General features: G+C 62.4%; 16 protein-coding genes. 13 read left to right on the plus strand and 3 right to left on the minus strand.

Features of this window, described 5'->3' with window-relative positions:
- The first annotated feature begins 66 nt into the window (after positions 1-66).
- From mdcA to madM, 9 genes are all read left to right on the plus strand, one after another.
- Entirely contained in the window at positions 67-1,737 is a 1,671-nt protein-coding gene (gene mdcA, locus E0F99_RS05600; RefSeq protein ID WP_083356321.1) for a malonate decarboxylase subunit alpha, read from the plus strand.
- Entirely contained in the window at positions 1,738-2,571 is an 834-nt protein-coding gene (locus tag E0F99_RS05605) for a triphosphoribosyl-dephospho-CoA synthase (protein WP_083356322.1), read from the plus strand.
- Positions 2,571-2,870 carry a malonate decarboxylase subunit delta gene (locus E0F99_RS05610; protein ID WP_083356323.1) on the plus strand — a complete coding sequence of 100 codons (300 nt, stop codon included), beginning with the start codon at positions 2,571-2,573 and terminating at the stop codon, positions 2,868-2,870. The genes E0F99_RS05605 and E0F99_RS05610 overlap by 1 nt, the downstream gene beginning before the upstream one ends.
- The gene (locus tag E0F99_RS05615) at positions 2,863-3,705 is read left to right on the plus strand and encodes a biotin-independent malonate decarboxylase subunit beta (protein ID WP_083356324.1); all 843 of its coding nucleotides are present in this window, start codon (positions 2,863-2,865) and stop codon (positions 3,703-3,705) included. Before E0F99_RS05610 ends, E0F99_RS05615 begins: the two co-directional genes overlap by 8 nt.
- Positions 3,702-4,472, plus strand: a complete 771-nt coding sequence (gene mdcE, locus E0F99_RS05620) for a biotin-independent malonate decarboxylase subunit gamma (RefSeq protein WP_083356325.1) — start codon at positions 3,702-3,704, stop codon at positions 4,470-4,472. Before E0F99_RS05615 ends, mdcE begins: the two co-directional genes overlap by 4 nt.
- Entirely contained in the window at positions 4,466-5,062 is a 597-nt protein-coding gene (locus E0F99_RS05625; RefSeq protein WP_083356326.1) for a malonate decarboxylase holo-ACP synthase, read from the plus strand. Before mdcE ends, E0F99_RS05625 begins: the two co-directional genes overlap by 7 nt.
- A complete protein-coding gene (mdcH, locus tag E0F99_RS05630) occupies positions 5,059-5,958 on the plus strand; it encodes a malonate decarboxylase subunit epsilon (protein WP_083356327.1) in 900 nt (299 codons plus the stop codon). The genes E0F99_RS05625 and mdcH overlap by 4 nt, the downstream gene beginning before the upstream one ends.
- Before the next feature lie 67 nt (positions 5,959-6,025).
- Positions 6,026-6,418, plus strand: a complete 393-nt coding sequence (madL, locus tag E0F99_RS05635; RefSeq protein ID WP_083356328.1) for a malonate transporter subunit MadL — start codon at positions 6,026-6,028, stop codon at positions 6,416-6,418.
- A gap of 5 nt (positions 6,419-6,423) precedes the next feature.
- The gene (madM, locus tag E0F99_RS05640) at positions 6,424-7,188 is read left to right on the plus strand and encodes a malonate transporter subunit MadM (RefSeq protein ID WP_083360350.1); all 765 of its coding nucleotides are present in this window, start codon (positions 6,424-6,426) and stop codon (positions 7,186-7,188) included.
- Here madM and E0F99_RS05645 read toward each other — a convergent pair.
- Positions 7,185-8,099, minus strand: a complete 915-nt coding sequence (locus E0F99_RS05645) for a LysR family transcriptional regulator (protein WP_083356329.1) — start codon at positions 8,097-8,099, stop codon at positions 7,185-7,187. The genes madM and E0F99_RS05645 overlap by 4 nt on opposite strands.
- Positions 8,100-8,446: 347 nt before the next feature.
- Between E0F99_RS05645 and trhA the strand changes: the two genes are divergently transcribed.
- Positions 8,447-9,064, plus strand: coding sequence for a PAQR family membrane homeostasis protein TrhA (gene trhA, locus E0F99_RS05655; RefSeq protein ID WP_083356330.1), 618 nt, complete (start codon positions 8,447-8,449; stop codon positions 9,062-9,064).
- Between the two features lie 126 nt (positions 9,065-9,190).
- On the opposite strand, the gene E0F99_RS05660 is transcribed toward trhA, so the two are convergent.
- Positions 9,191-10,093 (minus strand): LysR family transcriptional regulator, encoded by a 903-nt coding sequence (locus tag E0F99_RS05660; protein WP_083356331.1) that lies wholly within the window; start codon positions 10,091-10,093, stop codon positions 9,191-9,193.
- Between the two features lie 108 nt (positions 10,094-10,201).
- Between E0F99_RS05660 and E0F99_RS05665 the strand changes: the two genes are divergently transcribed.
- The 3 genes from E0F99_RS05665 to E0F99_RS05675 are packed head-to-tail and all read left to right on the plus strand — an operon-like array spanning position 10,202 to position 12,731.
- Positions 10,202-11,443: a D-amino acid dehydrogenase gene (locus tag E0F99_RS05665; protein ID WP_083356332.1), complete on the plus strand. Its 1,242-nt coding sequence runs from the start codon at positions 10,202-10,204 to the stop codon at positions 11,441-11,443.
- A gap of 10 nt (positions 11,444-11,453) precedes the next feature.
- The gene (locus E0F99_RS05670) at positions 11,454-11,804 is read left to right on the plus strand and encodes a RidA family protein (protein ID WP_083356333.1); all 351 of its coding nucleotides are present in this window, start codon (positions 11,454-11,456) and stop codon (positions 11,802-11,804) included.
- A gap of 24 nt (positions 11,805-11,828) precedes the next feature.
- Complete coding sequence (locus E0F99_RS05675; protein ID WP_083356334.1) at positions 11,829-12,731, plus strand: transporter substrate-binding domain-containing protein; 903 nt, start codon at positions 11,829-11,831, stop codon at positions 12,729-12,731.
- A 129-nt stretch (positions 12,732-12,860) separates the two neighbouring features.
- Here E0F99_RS05675 and E0F99_RS05685 read toward each other — a convergent pair whose 3' ends face one another.
- Complete coding sequence (locus tag E0F99_RS05685) at positions 12,861-13,580, minus strand: 16S rRNA (uracil(1498)-N(3))-methyltransferase (protein WP_083356335.1); 720 nt, start codon at positions 13,578-13,580, stop codon at positions 12,861-12,863.
- Positions 13,581-13,626 lie beyond the last annotated feature (46 nt).

Genomic DNA, 13,626 nt, shown 5'->3' on the forward strand with positions numbered 1-13,626 from the left:
CTTGATTGATACCCCCCACTTTCACTCCTAAGGTAAGCCCACGACAGCAAACCCCGTGGAGCGACCATGACAACAACCATCACCCCCGACTCGCGCTGGACGCGGCGGCGCGACGAGAAGCAGCGGCGGCTCGGGCTGGTCAAGCAATACGCAGACGGGGCGGTGTTGCCCAGCGACAAAATCGTCGAGGCGTTGGAAGCCCTGATCCTCCCCGGCGACCGTGTGGTACTGGAGGGCAACAACCAGAAACAAGCCGACTTCCTCTCGCGCTCCCTGGCCAAGGCCGACCCGGCCAAGCTCCACGATTTGCACATGATCATGCCCAGTGTCGGCCGTTCCGAGCACTTGGACCTGTTTGAAAAGGGTATCGCCCGCAAGCTGGACTTCTCCTTTGCCGGCACCCAATCCCTGCGCATCAGCCAGTTGCTGGAAGACGGCTTGCTCGAAATCGGCGCGATCCACACCTATATCGAACTCTACGCACGGCTGGTGGTGGACCTGATCCCCAATGTCGTACTGTCGGCCGGTTTCATGGCCGACCGCGCCGGCAATATCTACACCGGCGCCAGCACCGAAGACACTCCCGCGCTGATCGAGCCCGCCGCCTTCAGTGATGGCATCGTCATCGTGCAGGTCAACCAGTTGGTGGACGACGTCACTGATTTGCCCCGCGTCGACATTCCGGCGAGCTGGGTGGATTTTGTGGTAGTGGCCGACAAGCCGTTCTACATTGAGCCGCTGTTTACCCGCGACCCGCGTCATATCAAGCCGGTGCATGTGCTGATGGCGATGATGGCGATCCGTGGCATCTACGAAAAACACAATGTGCAGTCGCTTAACCACGGCATTGGTTTCAACACGGCCGCGATTGAATTGATCCTGCCCACCTACGGCGAATCCCTCGGTCTTAAAGGCAAAATCTGCCGCAACTGGACCCTCAACCCGCACCCAACCTTGATTCCCGCCATCGAAAGTGGCTGGGTGCAAAGCGTGCATTGCTTCGGCACCGAATTGGGCATGGAAAATTACATCGCCGCACGCCCGGATGTGTTCTTCACCGGCCGTGACGGCTCGATGCGCTCCAACCGGATGTTCTGCCAACTCGCCGGGCAATACGCAGTGGACCTGTTTATCGGCGCCACCCTGCAAGTGGATGGCGACGGGCATTCCTCCACCGTGACCCGTGGCCGCCTTGCCGGGTTTGGTGGCGCGCCGAACATGGGCCACGACCCGCGCGGCCGTCGACATGGCACGCCAGCCTGGCTGGATATGCGCCATGATGACGCGCCGCAAGCCTTGCTCGAACGCGGCAAAAAACTCGTGGTGCAGATGGTCGAAACCTTCCAGGAAGGCGGCAAACCCACCTTCGTCGAAACCCTCGACGCAGTTGAAGTGGCGCGCAAAAGCGGCATGCCGCTGGCGCCGATCATGATCTACGGCGACGACGTCACCCACCTGCTCACTGAAGAAGGCATCGCCTACCTGTACAAGGCGCGCTCCCTGGAAGAACGCCAGGCGATGATCGCTGCCGTCGCCGGCGTCACCGCCATCGGCCTGCGCCACAACCCCAAGGACACCGCGCGCATGCGCCGCGAGGGTTTGATTGCCTTGCCTGAAGACCTCGGCATCCGCCGTACCGACGCCACCCGTGAGCTGTTGGCCGCCAAGAGCGTGGCCGACTTGGTGGAGTGGTCCGGTGGCTTGTACAACCCGCCCGCCAAGTTCAGGAGCTGGTAAATGCGCGCGCTCAAACTGCATGAAATAAGCCTCGCCGATCGCCTGGCGGATAGGGCCGTCGATGCGCTGATCGATGAGGCTGACCTGTCGCCCAAACCCGCCTTGGTGGACCGTCGTGGCAATGGCGCCCATAGCGATTTACACCTGGGCCTGATGCACGCTTCGGCGCTGTCGCTGTGGCCGATGTTCAAGGAGATGGCTGAAGCCGCGCTTGAATTCGGTGAAGTCGGTTTGCCCCTGCGCGAAGCCCTCGGGCGGATTGGCCGCGAAGGCGAGCAGGCCATGCTCACCACCACCCACGGCGTGAACACTCATCGCGGCGCGATCTGGGCGCTCGGTTTGCTTACCGCTGCCGCCGCCCTGGAGCCACGCGCCGTCACGCTGACGGCGGCCAAACTGGCCCTGCTCAACGACCGCTACGCCCCGCAGCCCCTGAGCCACGGCGCCCAGGTTGCGCAACGCTACGGTGCGCGCGGCGCCCGTGAAGAAGCGCAACTGGGCTTCCCGTCCGTGATGCAACGCGGCCTGCCGCAACTGCACAAAAGCCGCGAGCAAAATGCCGGCGAACAGAACGCGCGCCTGGATGCCTTACTCGCGATCATGACTGACCTGGCCGACACCTGCGTGCTTTACCGCGCCGGTACCGAAGGCCTGCACGCCATGCAACACGGCGCCCAAGCCGTGCTGGATGCGGGCGGCAGCGCGACCCTCGCCGGTCGCCGTCAGCTGCACGCACTCGACCAGCAATTACTGGCCCTGAATGCCTCCCCTGGTGGCGCCGCCGACCTGTTGGCCGCCTGCCTGTTTATCGACCGCCTCGACGGAGCGTTGTGATGGAAACCTTATCCTTTGAATTCCCCGCCGGGCAGCCGCCAAAAGGCCGTGCGCTGGTGGGTTGCGTTGGCTCCGGCGACCTGGAAGTGCTGCTGGAACCGGGCTCCCCCGGCAAGCTGACCATCCAGGTGCAAACCTCGGTGAATGGCGCCGAACAACGCTGGCAGCACCTGTTCGAGCGCATCTTCCAGGAGCACACACCACCGGCCTTGAAGATTGATATTCACGACTTCGGCGCCACCCCAGGCGTGGTGCGCTTGCGCCTGGAGCAGGGTTTCGAGGAGATCGGCCATGACTGATTTGCTCAACAAACACAGCTTCGTTGAACTGGGTGCACGGCAGCGGGCCAAGGCCTTGCTGGACGCCGGTACTTACCGCGAACTGATCGACCCCTTCCAACGCGTGATGTCGCCCTGGCTCAGCCGCCAAGGCGTGGTGCCCCAGGCCGATGACGGTGTGGTGATTGCCAAGGGCAACATCGCCGGATTGCCAGTCGTGGTCGCTGCTATCGAAGGCAACTTCCAGGGCGGCAGCCTGGGTGAAGTCGGCGGCGCGAAAATCGCCGGTGCCCTTGAACTGGCGGCTGAAGACAACCGCAAGGGCATCCCGACCCGCGCGGTGCTGTTGCTGGAAACCGGCGGCGTGCGTCTGCAGGAAGCCAACCTCGGCCTGGCGGCGATTGCCGATATCCACGCGGCGATTGTCGACCTGCGTCAGTACCAGCCGGTGATCGGCGTGGTGGCGGGCAGTGTTGGTTGCTTTGGCGGCATGTCCATCGCCGCGGGATTGTGCAGTTACCTCGTCGTTACCCGTGAAGCGCGCCTGGGCCTTAACGGCCCGCAAGTGATCGAGCAGGAAGCGGGCCTGGAAGAATACGACTCCCGCGATCGCCCGTTTATCTGGAGCCTGACTGGCGGAGAGCAACGCTTTAACAGCGGCTTGGCCGACCGTTACGTGGCGGACGATGTGGCGCAGATCCAACAGACCATTACCGCGCTGTTGCAACAAGGGTTGCCCGAACAACAGCGCAGCCGTCAGGTCGATTTCTATCTGTCGCGCCTGGCCGAACTGGACGCCGCGCCGCAAATCGACGCGGCCACGGTGCGCGACCTGTATCAAGGAGACCGCTCATGAGAGGGTTGCAGTGGTTTAACGCATTGAGCAACGGCGCCACACCGGTTGACGGTTTGCCGGCTTCGCTGAAAGTCGCCGATGGCGTATTAGGCGACCACGCCGTGCGCTTTATCGCCGTGGTCACCGACGCACACAACCGCTTCGCGCGGGCGCGCAACGGCGAAGTCGGCCTGCTTGAAGGCTGGGGCTTGGCCAAGGCCGTGGACGACGCCATCGCCCGTGGTGACAAGCGCCCGATCATCGCCATCGTCGATGTGCCCAGCCAAGCCTACGGCCGTCGCGAAGAAGCCCTCGGCATCCATCAGGCGCTGGCCGCCGCTGCCGACAGCTACGCCCGCGCTCGGTTGGCCGGGCACCCGGTGATCGCGCTGCTGGTGGGCAAGGCCATGTCCGGGGCGTTCCTCGCCCATGGCTATCAGGCCAACCGTTTGATCGCCCTGCGTGACCCCGGCGTGATGGTGCACGCCATGGGCAAGGCTTCGGCGGCGCGGGTGACGCTGCGCAGCGTCGAAGAGCTGGAAGCCCTGGCCGCCAGCGTGCCGCCCATGGCCTACGACATCGACAGTTATGCCAGCCTCGGTCTGCTCTGGGAGACCTTGTCGGTCAGCCAGATTGAGCAACCCACGGCGGACGACGTGGTGCGGGTCAGTGATTGCCTGGTCAGTGCGATCAAAAATATCGACGGTCGTGATTTGAGCGGCCGCTTGGGTGCCACCAACCGTGGTGCCTCCAGCCACGTGCGCCAACTGCTGCGGGAGCAATGGTGAACGCCCACGATTTGCTCTGGGGCATGACCTCGGGGCAGCTGCCTTCCGACGCTCCGGCTTGGGTGTTGGAGGCTATCAACGCCGGCCACCCGGTGGTGGTGCGTCGCGCCATCGCCGAGCCTGGCCAGGTGGCGGTCGGCGTGCGCGGGCGGTTGCGTGAGCAGCGTTTTGCGACGGTGATGCCCCTCGCGGCGGTGCAGCGGCGAGTAGTGCCCGAGGCGCTGCGCGGGGTGACGTCATCGCGCGATTTACCGGCGTTGCGCGCGCTTGATCTACTGCGGCCGGTGTTGGCGCAGGAGGCGTGGGGCATCACCGGCAGTGCGGGTTTTGAGTTGGCCAGCGGCGTTCAAGCGCTGCATGAACACAGCGATCTGGATTTGATCCTGCGTACGCACGAGCGCTTGGAGCGCGGTGATGCCGAGGATCTACTGGCTATTCTGGACACCGCGCCATGCGCCGTGGACCTGCAACTGCAAACCCCGTTTGGCGCCGTCGCTTTGCGCGAATGGGCGGGCGGATCACGGCGGGTGCTGCTGAAAACCGTTAGCGGCGCGCACTTGGTGGTTGACCCGTGGCAGGCCGTGGCATGAGCAGCCTTCTGGTGTTTCCGGGGCAGGGCGCCCAGCGCACGGGCATGCTCCAGGCGCTGCCGGCCGACGTCTTGGAAGAAGCCAGTGACGCGTTGGGTGAAGACGTTCGCACGCTCGATTCGGCGCAAGCCTTGGCAAGCACGCGTGCCGTTCAGCTATGCCTGCTGATCGTCGGCGTCGCCCATGCCCGCCAACTGCAACACACGCCGGATTATGTGGCGGGCCTGTCCATCGGCGCCTACCCGGCGGCGGTGATCGCCGGAGCCCTGGATTTTGCCGACGCGATAAAACTGGTCAGCCTGCGTGGCGAGCTGATGCAAAACGCTTATCCACAGGGCTACGGTATGACCGCGCTCATCGGCCCTGAGTTATCCACCGTCGAAACCTTGCTGGCAGATATCCACAGTGCGCAAACCCCGGTGTACCTGGCCAACATCAACGCCGACAACCAAACCGTGATTGCCGGCAGCGACGAGGCAATGAAGCGCGTCGCAGCACGCATCAAAGGCAACGGCATCGCCAAGCGCCTGGCCGTCAGCGTGCCGTCCCACTGCGCGCTGCTGGAGGCGCCTGCCCAGGCACTGGCCCAAGCGTTCGTTACGCTCAAAGCGCCGCGCATTACCTACCTGAGCAGTACCCGCGCGCGGCCGATCCACAACCCTGAACAGCTGCGCGACGACCTGGCCTTCAACATGTGCCGCGTTGTCGATTGGCGCGGCACCGTGCAAAGCGCCTACGAGCGCGGCGTGCGCCTGCAAATCGAACTGCCGCCGGGCGCGGTGCTCACCGGTCTGTCACGGCGCATATTTGAACAAGGCACGGTGATCGCCTGCGAAGGCGCACGCCTGGACACCTTGCAGGCCCTGCTGCAAGAGGAGGAACGCCGCCACCGATAAAGCATTACCCAAGGCTTTCGAAGCACAAAAACAACAATTTCGATGAAGCACTTTGAGGAAAAACGAGATGATTATTTACGGTGTAGCGTTTCTAGCGTTTTGTACGCTGGTGGGGCTGTTTGTGGGCGAGGTGCTGGGTAAGTTACTGGGCATCCCCGCCAACGTTGGTGGCGTGGGTATCGCCATGTTGTTGCTGATCGGACTGGGCAGTTATTTGCAAAAACGCGGTTTGTTTGTCGGCAAGTCCGAGCAGGGCCTGACGTTCTGGGCGGCGATTTACATTCCTATTGTGGTCGCCATGGCGGCGCAGCAAAACGTCTACGGCGCGATCAAGGGCGGCCCTATGGCGATTCTGGCTGGCACGCTCGCCGTGGTGTTGGGCTTTGCCTTAGTGCCGGTGCTGTCACGCATCGGCAACCGTGAGCCGCGCGCAGTTGTTCCCACCAAAGAAGCCGGGTGATCGTCATGTACGAATCGATGATGAAAGTGATCACCGGCTACGGCCTGATCAGTGGGTTTGCCGTGATCGGCCTGACCATGTGGGTGTCCTACTGGATCTCCAATAACCTTACCAAGGGCCGTCTGCACGGCTCGGCCATCGCTATTTTGCTTGGGCTGACGCTGTCTTATGTCGGTGGCGCATTTACCGGTGGCTCCAAAGGGGTGGTGGATATTCCGTTGTTGTCGGGCATCGGCCTGTTGGGCGGTGCGATGCTGCGGGACTTTGCGATTGTCGCCACGGCGTTTGGGGTGAGTGTCGATGAGCTCAAACGCGCCGGCTATGCCGGTGTGCTGGCACTGTTTGTCGGCGTGGGTTCATCGTTTATCGCCGGGGTCGGCGTGGCCATGGCGTTCGGTTATACCGATGCGGTGAGTCTGACCACGATCGGCGCTGGCGCCGTGACCTATATTGTCGGGCCGGTCACCGGTGCGGCGATTGGCGCCAGCTCCGAAGTGATGGCGCTGTCCATTGCTGCTGGGTTGATCAAGGCGATTCTGGTGATGGTCATGACGCCGTTCGTGGCACCGTTGATCGGCCTTAACAACCCTCGCAGCGCAGTGATTTTCGGAGGCTTGATGGGCACCTCCAGCGGCGTGGCCGGCGGGTTGGCGGCAACCGATCCGAAACTGGTGCCGTATGGCTGCCTCACCGCAGCGTTTTATACGGCGCTGGGGTGTTTGTTGGGGCCGTCGTTGTTGTTCCTGATCATGCGTGGATTGGTGGGTTAGCCGCCCCGATTGGCGTACATCCGACATTCTGCCAGCAAGGCGAGCAAGTTCGGATCGCGCTCCTTGGCCCTCAGAAACATCACGCCAATATGCTGCTGCAACCGATACCTGGGTTGCAGCGGTATGAGCTTTACGCGGTTCTCATACACCGCCGCAATCCGCCCCGGCAGCAGCGCATAACCCACGCCAGAGCTGACCATGCTCAACAAGGTGAAGATGTCATTGACCTGCATGGCCACCTTCGGCTCGAACCCCGCTTGCTTGAACACCCGGTTGCCATCCTGATGCGTGGCGAAGCCTTGGGTGAGGGTGATGAAGGTGGCGTCGCGCACGTCGGCCAGGTCGATTTCCTGCTCGCGGTCGAACGGTGAGTCGGCCGGGGTGGCGAGAAAGATGTCGTCGGAGAACAGCGCGATCTGCTCGCAGTCGGGGTCGTTGGCGTGTTCGTCGAGGGAGATCAGGATCGCGTCGACTTCCATGTTCTTGAGCTTGTAGAGCAGGTCGAAGTTGGAGCCCAGGATCAGGTCGATATTGAGTTCGCTGCGGCGGATTTTCAGGCCCATGATCAACTGCGGTACAGTTTTGACCGTCAGCGAATACAGCGAGCCGAGCTTGAAGCGCTCAGCTGAAAAGCCCGCGGCTTCGCGGGTCAGGCGCACGCTGTCGACCACCTCGGCCACCAGCTTCTGCGCGCGTTCCTCCAACACGTAAGCGCTTTCCAGCGGGGTGAGGTTGCGCCCTTCGTGTTTGAACAACGGGCAGCGCAGCGCGTTTTCCAGCGAGTGGATGGCGCGGTGCACGCTGACATTGCTGGTTTGCAGCTCGGCGGCGGCACGGGCCAGGTTGCCGGTGCGCATGAACGCCAGGAAGATCTCGAGCTTCTTGAGGGTGAATTCTTCGTCGATCAGCATGGCCGTGGCTCTTATTCGAATGCGGTCGATTGTGCCTCTAAAACCCGTTCACTCCCAGCCATGCACTGCACCGCCACTTGGCATAGGCCAAACCTGCGCACGCGGTGATCAATGAGGGGAACAGGTACCGCCTGCACACGGTCACAACCGCACCCGCCAAGCTAAGCAGGCGTCGGCCGAAGAGAATGCCGACGTTGACGAAGTGGGGGCCCAGGCATGAAGCGAATCATCTCTCGGCGTATGCGTTTGGGAAAATGAAGAAAAGGTTGTTACCTGCCGAGCCGCGCAGCGCGTCAGAATGCAGGTAGCACAACCAAGTGGTAACCGTTATTCGAGGTGAGTGACACATGTATCACGGGGAACGATTCAACGCTTGGAGCCATTTGGCCGGGGCCGTTGCAGCTTTTGTGGGCGCAGTGTGGATGTTGGTGGTGGCAAGCCTGGACGGCAGCCCCTGGAAGATCGTCAGCGTGGCGATTTATGGCTTTACGCTGCTGGTGCTGTACAGCGCGTCCACCGTGTACCACAGCGTGCGCGGGCGAAGAAAAGCGATCATGCAGAAGGTCGACCACTTTTCGATCTACCTGCTGATCGCCGGCAGCTACACGCCGTTTTGCCTGGTGACGCTGCGCGGGCCGTGGGGGTGGACGCTGTTCGGGATCGTGTGGGGGCTGGCGGTGATTGGCATCCTGCAAGAGATCAAGCCGCGCTCCGAGGCGCGCATCCTGTCAATCGTGATCTACGCGGTGATGGGTTGGATCGTGTTGGTGGCAGTCAAACCGCTGCTTGCTGCGTTGGGCACGGCCGGGTTTGTGTGGCTGGCCTCGGGCGGGGTGTTGTACACCGTCGGCATTATCTTTTTCGCCCTGGAAGATCGCCTGCGCCATTCCCACGGCATCTGGCACTTGTTTGTGATCGGCGGCAGCGTGCTGCATTTTGTGGCGATCATGCATTACGTGCTGTAACAGGCAACGCGGTTAAAAAATGTGGGAGCGGGCTTGCTCGCGAATGCGGTGTATCAGTGACGGATCAAGTGGCTGACACGCCGCATTCGCGAGCAAGCCCGCTCCCACATTAGTTTTGTGGTGTTCTCACAAGCGTTCCAGCAGTTCACGCGCTTGAGCGCCAAAGATCTGCAGCAGGTTTGCCAGCATATGCGGCGGCGGTTCATCGGCGCGGGTCAGCGCGTACAGGGTGATCGGCAGCGGCGGGGTAAGCGTACGGATACAGGTAGTGGCCGTCGACGCGCCGAGGGCGGTGAACGGGTCGATCACGGTCAAACCGGCGCCGGACTCCACCATGGCCCGGGCCAGGGAATAGGTCTGTACGGAAATGGTCACCCGCGGCGGCGGGTGGACATTTTCCAGGTAACTGTCGAGTTTGGCCGCCAACGGGTCGGCGCTGGACAGGCCAATCAACGGCGCCCCCGCCAGATCGGCCAGTGGCAGTGGTTGGTGCAATTGCGCCTGCGGCCAATAGCCTTTTGAAGCCAACGCCACCAACACCCCATTGGCCAACACTTGCGTGGTCAAGCCGGGGTGGCCGGAGAAGTTGAGGGTCAGTGCCAGGTCGATCTCACGCATCAACAGTTTCTGTACCAACTCGCGACTGTGGTCGCTGGACAGCTCGCAGGCGATGTCCGGGTAGTCGCGCGTCCACCCCAGAATCGCCGGCGGCAGCAGCGACAGGGCCAGCGCTGGAATGGCGCCTATGCGCACGCTCTGGCCTGGCTCGCGGCGCAAGCTCTTGGCCAGGCGCCGCACACCTTGCAGGCTCTGGGTGACTTTCTCGACTTCGCTTTCCAGCGCCAGGGCTTCCGGGGTGGGCTGCAACTTGCCGCGCACGCGCAGAAACAGCGGGAAACCCAATTGCAGCTCGGCGTGCTGCAACACTTTAGTCACCGCCGGTTGCGAGACGTGCAGCAACTGCGCGGCGGCGCTGATCGAGCCGGTTTGGCGGATGGCCTGGAAGATTTCGATATGACGTAAGCGCATGGCACGTCCATAACCTTTGTTTATAGGTGACCCATCTTTATTCATTGTCGCGGGCCTGTCACCTGGCCCTACGCTTGAGGTCTATTCATTCAACGGTAGGTGGCGGGCATGGCCAAGCGTATTTGCATCATCGGCGGTGGCGTCATCGGCTTGGCGACTGCCTACGCGCTGGTGCGTGCCGGGCATGCGGTAACGGTGGTCGAGGCGCGCGACAGCCTGGGCAGCGAGACCAGTTTCGCCAACGGTGGGCAATTGTCCTACCGCTACGTCGCGCCGCTGGCCGATAAAGGCGTGCCGCTGCAAGCCCTTGGCTGGCTGCTGCGTGGTGACTCGCCGCTGAAGCTGCGCCCGCGCCTCGACCCGCAGCAATGGCGTTGGATGGCGGCGTTTCTGGGCGCCTGCCGTGGCTCGGTGAACCAGCGTAATGCCGCTCACCTGCTGCGCCTGGCGTCCTTGAGCCAGGCCACCTTGCAACAGTGGCGCGAGGATGACCGCCTGGGCGACTTCGACTGGCGGCGCAACGGCAAGCTGGTGACCTTTCGCAGCGTTGGTACTTTCGACAAGGCACGCAGCAAGGTCACCGATATTGTGCAGCAGCAGGTGCTGTTGGCCGCCGACTGCGCGCGCCTGGAACCGGCGTTAGCGGGCGGTGATTTTGTCGGTGGCATCTACACGCCCAATGAAGAAGTCGCGGACTGTCATGCCTTCTGCCAGCGGCTGGCCGCGCGGCTTGAGGCCTCGGGGCTTTGCACCTTTTTGCTGGGGCGCAAGGTCACGCAAATCCGCCACGCCGACGGTGCGGTGCAGGCCATCGTGCTCGGCGATGAAGTGCTGCCGGTGGAACACGTGGTACTGGCGGCCGGGCATCGCAGTGCGCAGTTGGGGTTACCTGGCCTGTCGCTGCCGCTGTATCCGCTCAAGGGCTACAGCCTGAGCGTGCCGATTGGGGCGCAGCACCAGGCGCCGAGCATGAGCATCACCGACTATGACCGCAAGATTGTTTATGCACGGATTGGCGAGCAGCTGCGTGTGGCCGCCATGGTCGATATCGTCGGCTTTGACGCGAGCCTTGAGCCCAAGCGCCTGGCGCTGATCAAACGCCAGGCGCTGGAGACGTTTCCCCATGCCGGCGACTACGCCAACGCTGTCGAATGGGCCGGCATGCGCCCCGCCACGCCAACCGGGGTGCCGCTGATAGGCGCCAGTGCTTATCGCAACCTGTGGCTGAACCTGGGCCACGGCGCACTCGGCTTTACCCTGGCCTGCGGCAGCGGCCAACTGCTGGCCGAGTTGATCGACCAGCGCGTTCCTTCCATTGATATGCAGGGCCTGACGCCCCGCGCCGCTTGAGGATGCAGCCATGACCATCAACCGAATCAGCAGCAATGAGCGCCTATCCGGCGCCGTCACCTTCAAGGACCTGGTGTTTCTCTCAGGCCAGGTGCCGGGTGAGGGCCAGGATGTGGCCACGCAAACCCGCGAAGTATTGGCCAAGATCGATGCATTGCTGGCGCAAGCCGGCAGTAATAAGGATCACCTGCTCAACGCAACGATTTACCTGAAAAACATCGGTGACGGTTTTGCGCCGATGAATGCAGTGTGGGCCGCGTGGCTGTCGCCGGGCATGGCGCCGACGCGCACCACCGTGCAGGCAGAACTGGCGCGCCCGACTGTGCTGGTGGAAATCAGCGTGATCGCTATCCGTAAATAACCGCAAGACCAACGGAGAATAACAATGAAAAAAATCCTGTTGACCGGCTGCACCCTGGGGCTTTTGTTTGGCGCCCAGGTTCAGGCGACGGAAACCCCGCTGGACGGCACGTTGAGCAAGATCGCCAGTGCCAGGTCCATCACCTTGGGTTATCGCGATGCGTCGGTGCCGTTTTCCTACGTGGGCGATAGTAGCGGCAAGCCCATGGGCTATTCGGTGGAGTTGGCGAACAAGATCGTTGAGCGCATCCAGCAGAAAACCGGGGTGGAGAACCTCAATGTGAAGTACAACCTGGTGACCTCCCAAACCCGTATCCCGCTGGTGCAGAACGGCACCGTGGACCTGGAATGCGGTTCCACCGGCGTCACCGCCGAGCGGCAGAAGCAGGTGGCGTTTTCCTACGGGTTTATCTACGTGAAAGGCCAGTTGCTGACCGCCAAGGACAGCGGCATCCAAGGATTTGACGACCTCAAAGGCAAGAATGTGGTGACCACCGCCGGCACCACTAATGAACGCTTTCTGAAGAGCTATAACGCCGAACACAAGGCCAATATGTTTGTGGTCAGCGCCAAGGACCACGGTGAAGCGTTCAAGATGCTCGAGACCGGCCGTGCGGTGGCGTTTTACATGGATGACGCGCTGCTCTACGGCGAGCGTGCCAAGGCCAAGGACCCGCACCACTGGGCGGTGGTGGGTAAGGAGCAATCGCGGGAAATCTACAGCTGCATGGTGCGCAAGGACGACCCGCAGTTTCTCGCAGTGGTCAACGAAACACTCGGCGACCTGTACCGCTCGGGGGAAATCAACGGGATTTACCAGCGCTGGTTTGAACAGCCGATTCCACCCAAGGGCTTGAACCTGGAGTTTCCGATGACAGCCGAGTTAAAGGCGATCATTGCCAAGCCGGTCAGTGATCCGGTGGAGTGATAACCCTATCCAACTGTGGGAGCGGGCTTGCTCGCGAAGGCAGTGTGTCAGTTGATAAATAGGCTAACTGATCCACCGCATTCGCGAGCAAGCCCGCTCCCACAGTTGAATTGGGTTTGCAGGGCTGGGTTAGAAGTCGCCCCATAATTGCTGGGCCACGGCCAGTGCCACCACGGGCGCGGTCTCGGTGCGCAGCACGCGCGGGCCGAGGCGGGCGGCGTGGTAGTCGGCGCTTTGGGCGGCTTCGACTTCTGCGTCGGTCAACCCACCTTCAGGCCCGATCAGGAAGGCCAGGCTGGCAGGCCTGGCATGGCTGATCATCGGCTCGGCCACCGGGTGCAGCACCAGTTTCAACTCCGCCTCGGCCTGCTTTAACCAGTCCGCCAGCAGCAGCGGTGGGTGAATCACCGGCACCGTCGACCGCCCGCATTGCTCGCAGGCGCTGATCGCCACTTGGCGCCAGTGCAGCAGGCGTTTGTCGGCACGCTCGTCCTTGAGGCGTACTTCGCAGCGGTCGCTGAAAATCGGCGTGATTTCATTCACCCCCAGTTCGGTGGCTTTCTGAATCGCCCAATCCATGCGCTCGCCCCGGGACAGGCCCTGGCCGAGGTGGATGTGCAGCGGGGACTCGGTCTGGCCCGCGAAGCGTTCCGTGAGTTGCACGGTGACGCGCTTTTTACCGACCTCCAGCAACGTGCCCAGAAACTCATGGCCGGAGCCGTCAAAGAGTTGCACGGCATCACCATCGCCCATGCGCAACACGCGGCTGATGTAGTGCGCCTGGGCTTCGGGCAATTCGTGCTCGCCGAGGCTCAGCGGGGTGTCGGTAAAAAAGCGGGACAGTCTCATTTCTGTTCTCTGGAAAAATACAAAACCTGTGGGCGCCAGGCTTGCC

The organism is Pseudomonas antarctica, from assembly GCF_900624995.1.
Classification (GTDB): Bacteria; Pseudomonadota; Gammaproteobacteria; order Pseudomonadales; family Pseudomonadaceae; genus Aquipseudomonas; species Aquipseudomonas antarctica.

Excerpts from the sequence above, each read along its gene's own strand:
- mdcA (WP_083356321.1), top strand. The coding sequence starts at position 67 with ATGACAACAACCATCACCCCCGACTCGCGCTGGACGCGGCGGCGCGAC.
- E0F99_RS05605 (WP_083356322.1), top strand. The coding sequence starts at position 1,738 with ATGCGCGCGCTCAAACTGCATGAAATAAGCCTCGCCGATCGCCTGGCG.
- E0F99_RS05610 (WP_083356323.1), top strand. The coding sequence starts at position 2,571 with ATGGAAACCTTATCCTTTGAATTCCCCGCCGGGCAGCCGCCAAAAGGC.
- E0F99_RS05615 (WP_083356324.1), top strand. The coding sequence starts at position 2,863 with ATGACTGATTTGCTCAACAAACACAGCTTCGTTGAACTGGGTGCACGG.
- mdcE (WP_083356325.1), top strand. The coding sequence starts at position 3,702 with ATGAGAGGGTTGCAGTGGTTTAACGCATTGAGCAACGGCGCCACACCG.
- E0F99_RS05625 (WP_083356326.1), top strand. The coding sequence starts at position 4,466 with ATGGTGAACGCCCACGATTTGCTCTGGGGCATGACCTCGGGGCAGCTG.
- mdcH (WP_083356327.1), top strand. The coding sequence starts at position 5,059 with ATGAGCAGCCTTCTGGTGTTTCCGGGGCAGGGCGCCCAGCGCACGGGC.
- madL (WP_083356328.1), top strand. The coding sequence starts at position 6,026 with ATGATTATTTACGGTGTAGCGTTTCTAGCGTTTTGTACGCTGGTGGGG.
- madM (WP_083360350.1), top strand. The coding sequence starts at position 6,424 with ATGTACGAATCGATGATGAAAGTGATCACCGGCTACGGCCTGATCAGT.
- E0F99_RS05645 (WP_083356329.1), bottom strand. The coding sequence starts at position 8,099 with ATGCTGATCGACGAAGAATTCACCCTCAAGAAGCTCGAGATCTTCCTG.
- trhA (WP_083356330.1), top strand. The coding sequence starts at position 8,447 with ATGTATCACGGGGAACGATTCAACGCTTGGAGCCATTTGGCCGGGGCC.
- E0F99_RS05660 (WP_083356331.1), bottom strand. The coding sequence starts at position 10,093 with ATGCGCTTACGTCATATCGAAATCTTCCAGGCCATCCGCCAAACCGGC.
- E0F99_RS05665 (WP_083356332.1), top strand. The coding sequence starts at position 10,202 with ATGGCCAAGCGTATTTGCATCATCGGCGGTGGCGTCATCGGCTTGGCG.
- E0F99_RS05670 (WP_083356333.1), top strand. The coding sequence starts at position 11,454 with ATGACCATCAACCGAATCAGCAGCAATGAGCGCCTATCCGGCGCCGTC.
- E0F99_RS05675 (WP_083356334.1), top strand. The coding sequence starts at position 11,829 with ATGAAAAAAATCCTGTTGACCGGCTGCACCCTGGGGCTTTTGTTTGGC.
- E0F99_RS05685 (WP_083356335.1), bottom strand. The coding sequence starts at position 13,580 with ATGAGACTGTCCCGCTTTTTTACCGACACCCCGCTGAGCCTCGGCGAG.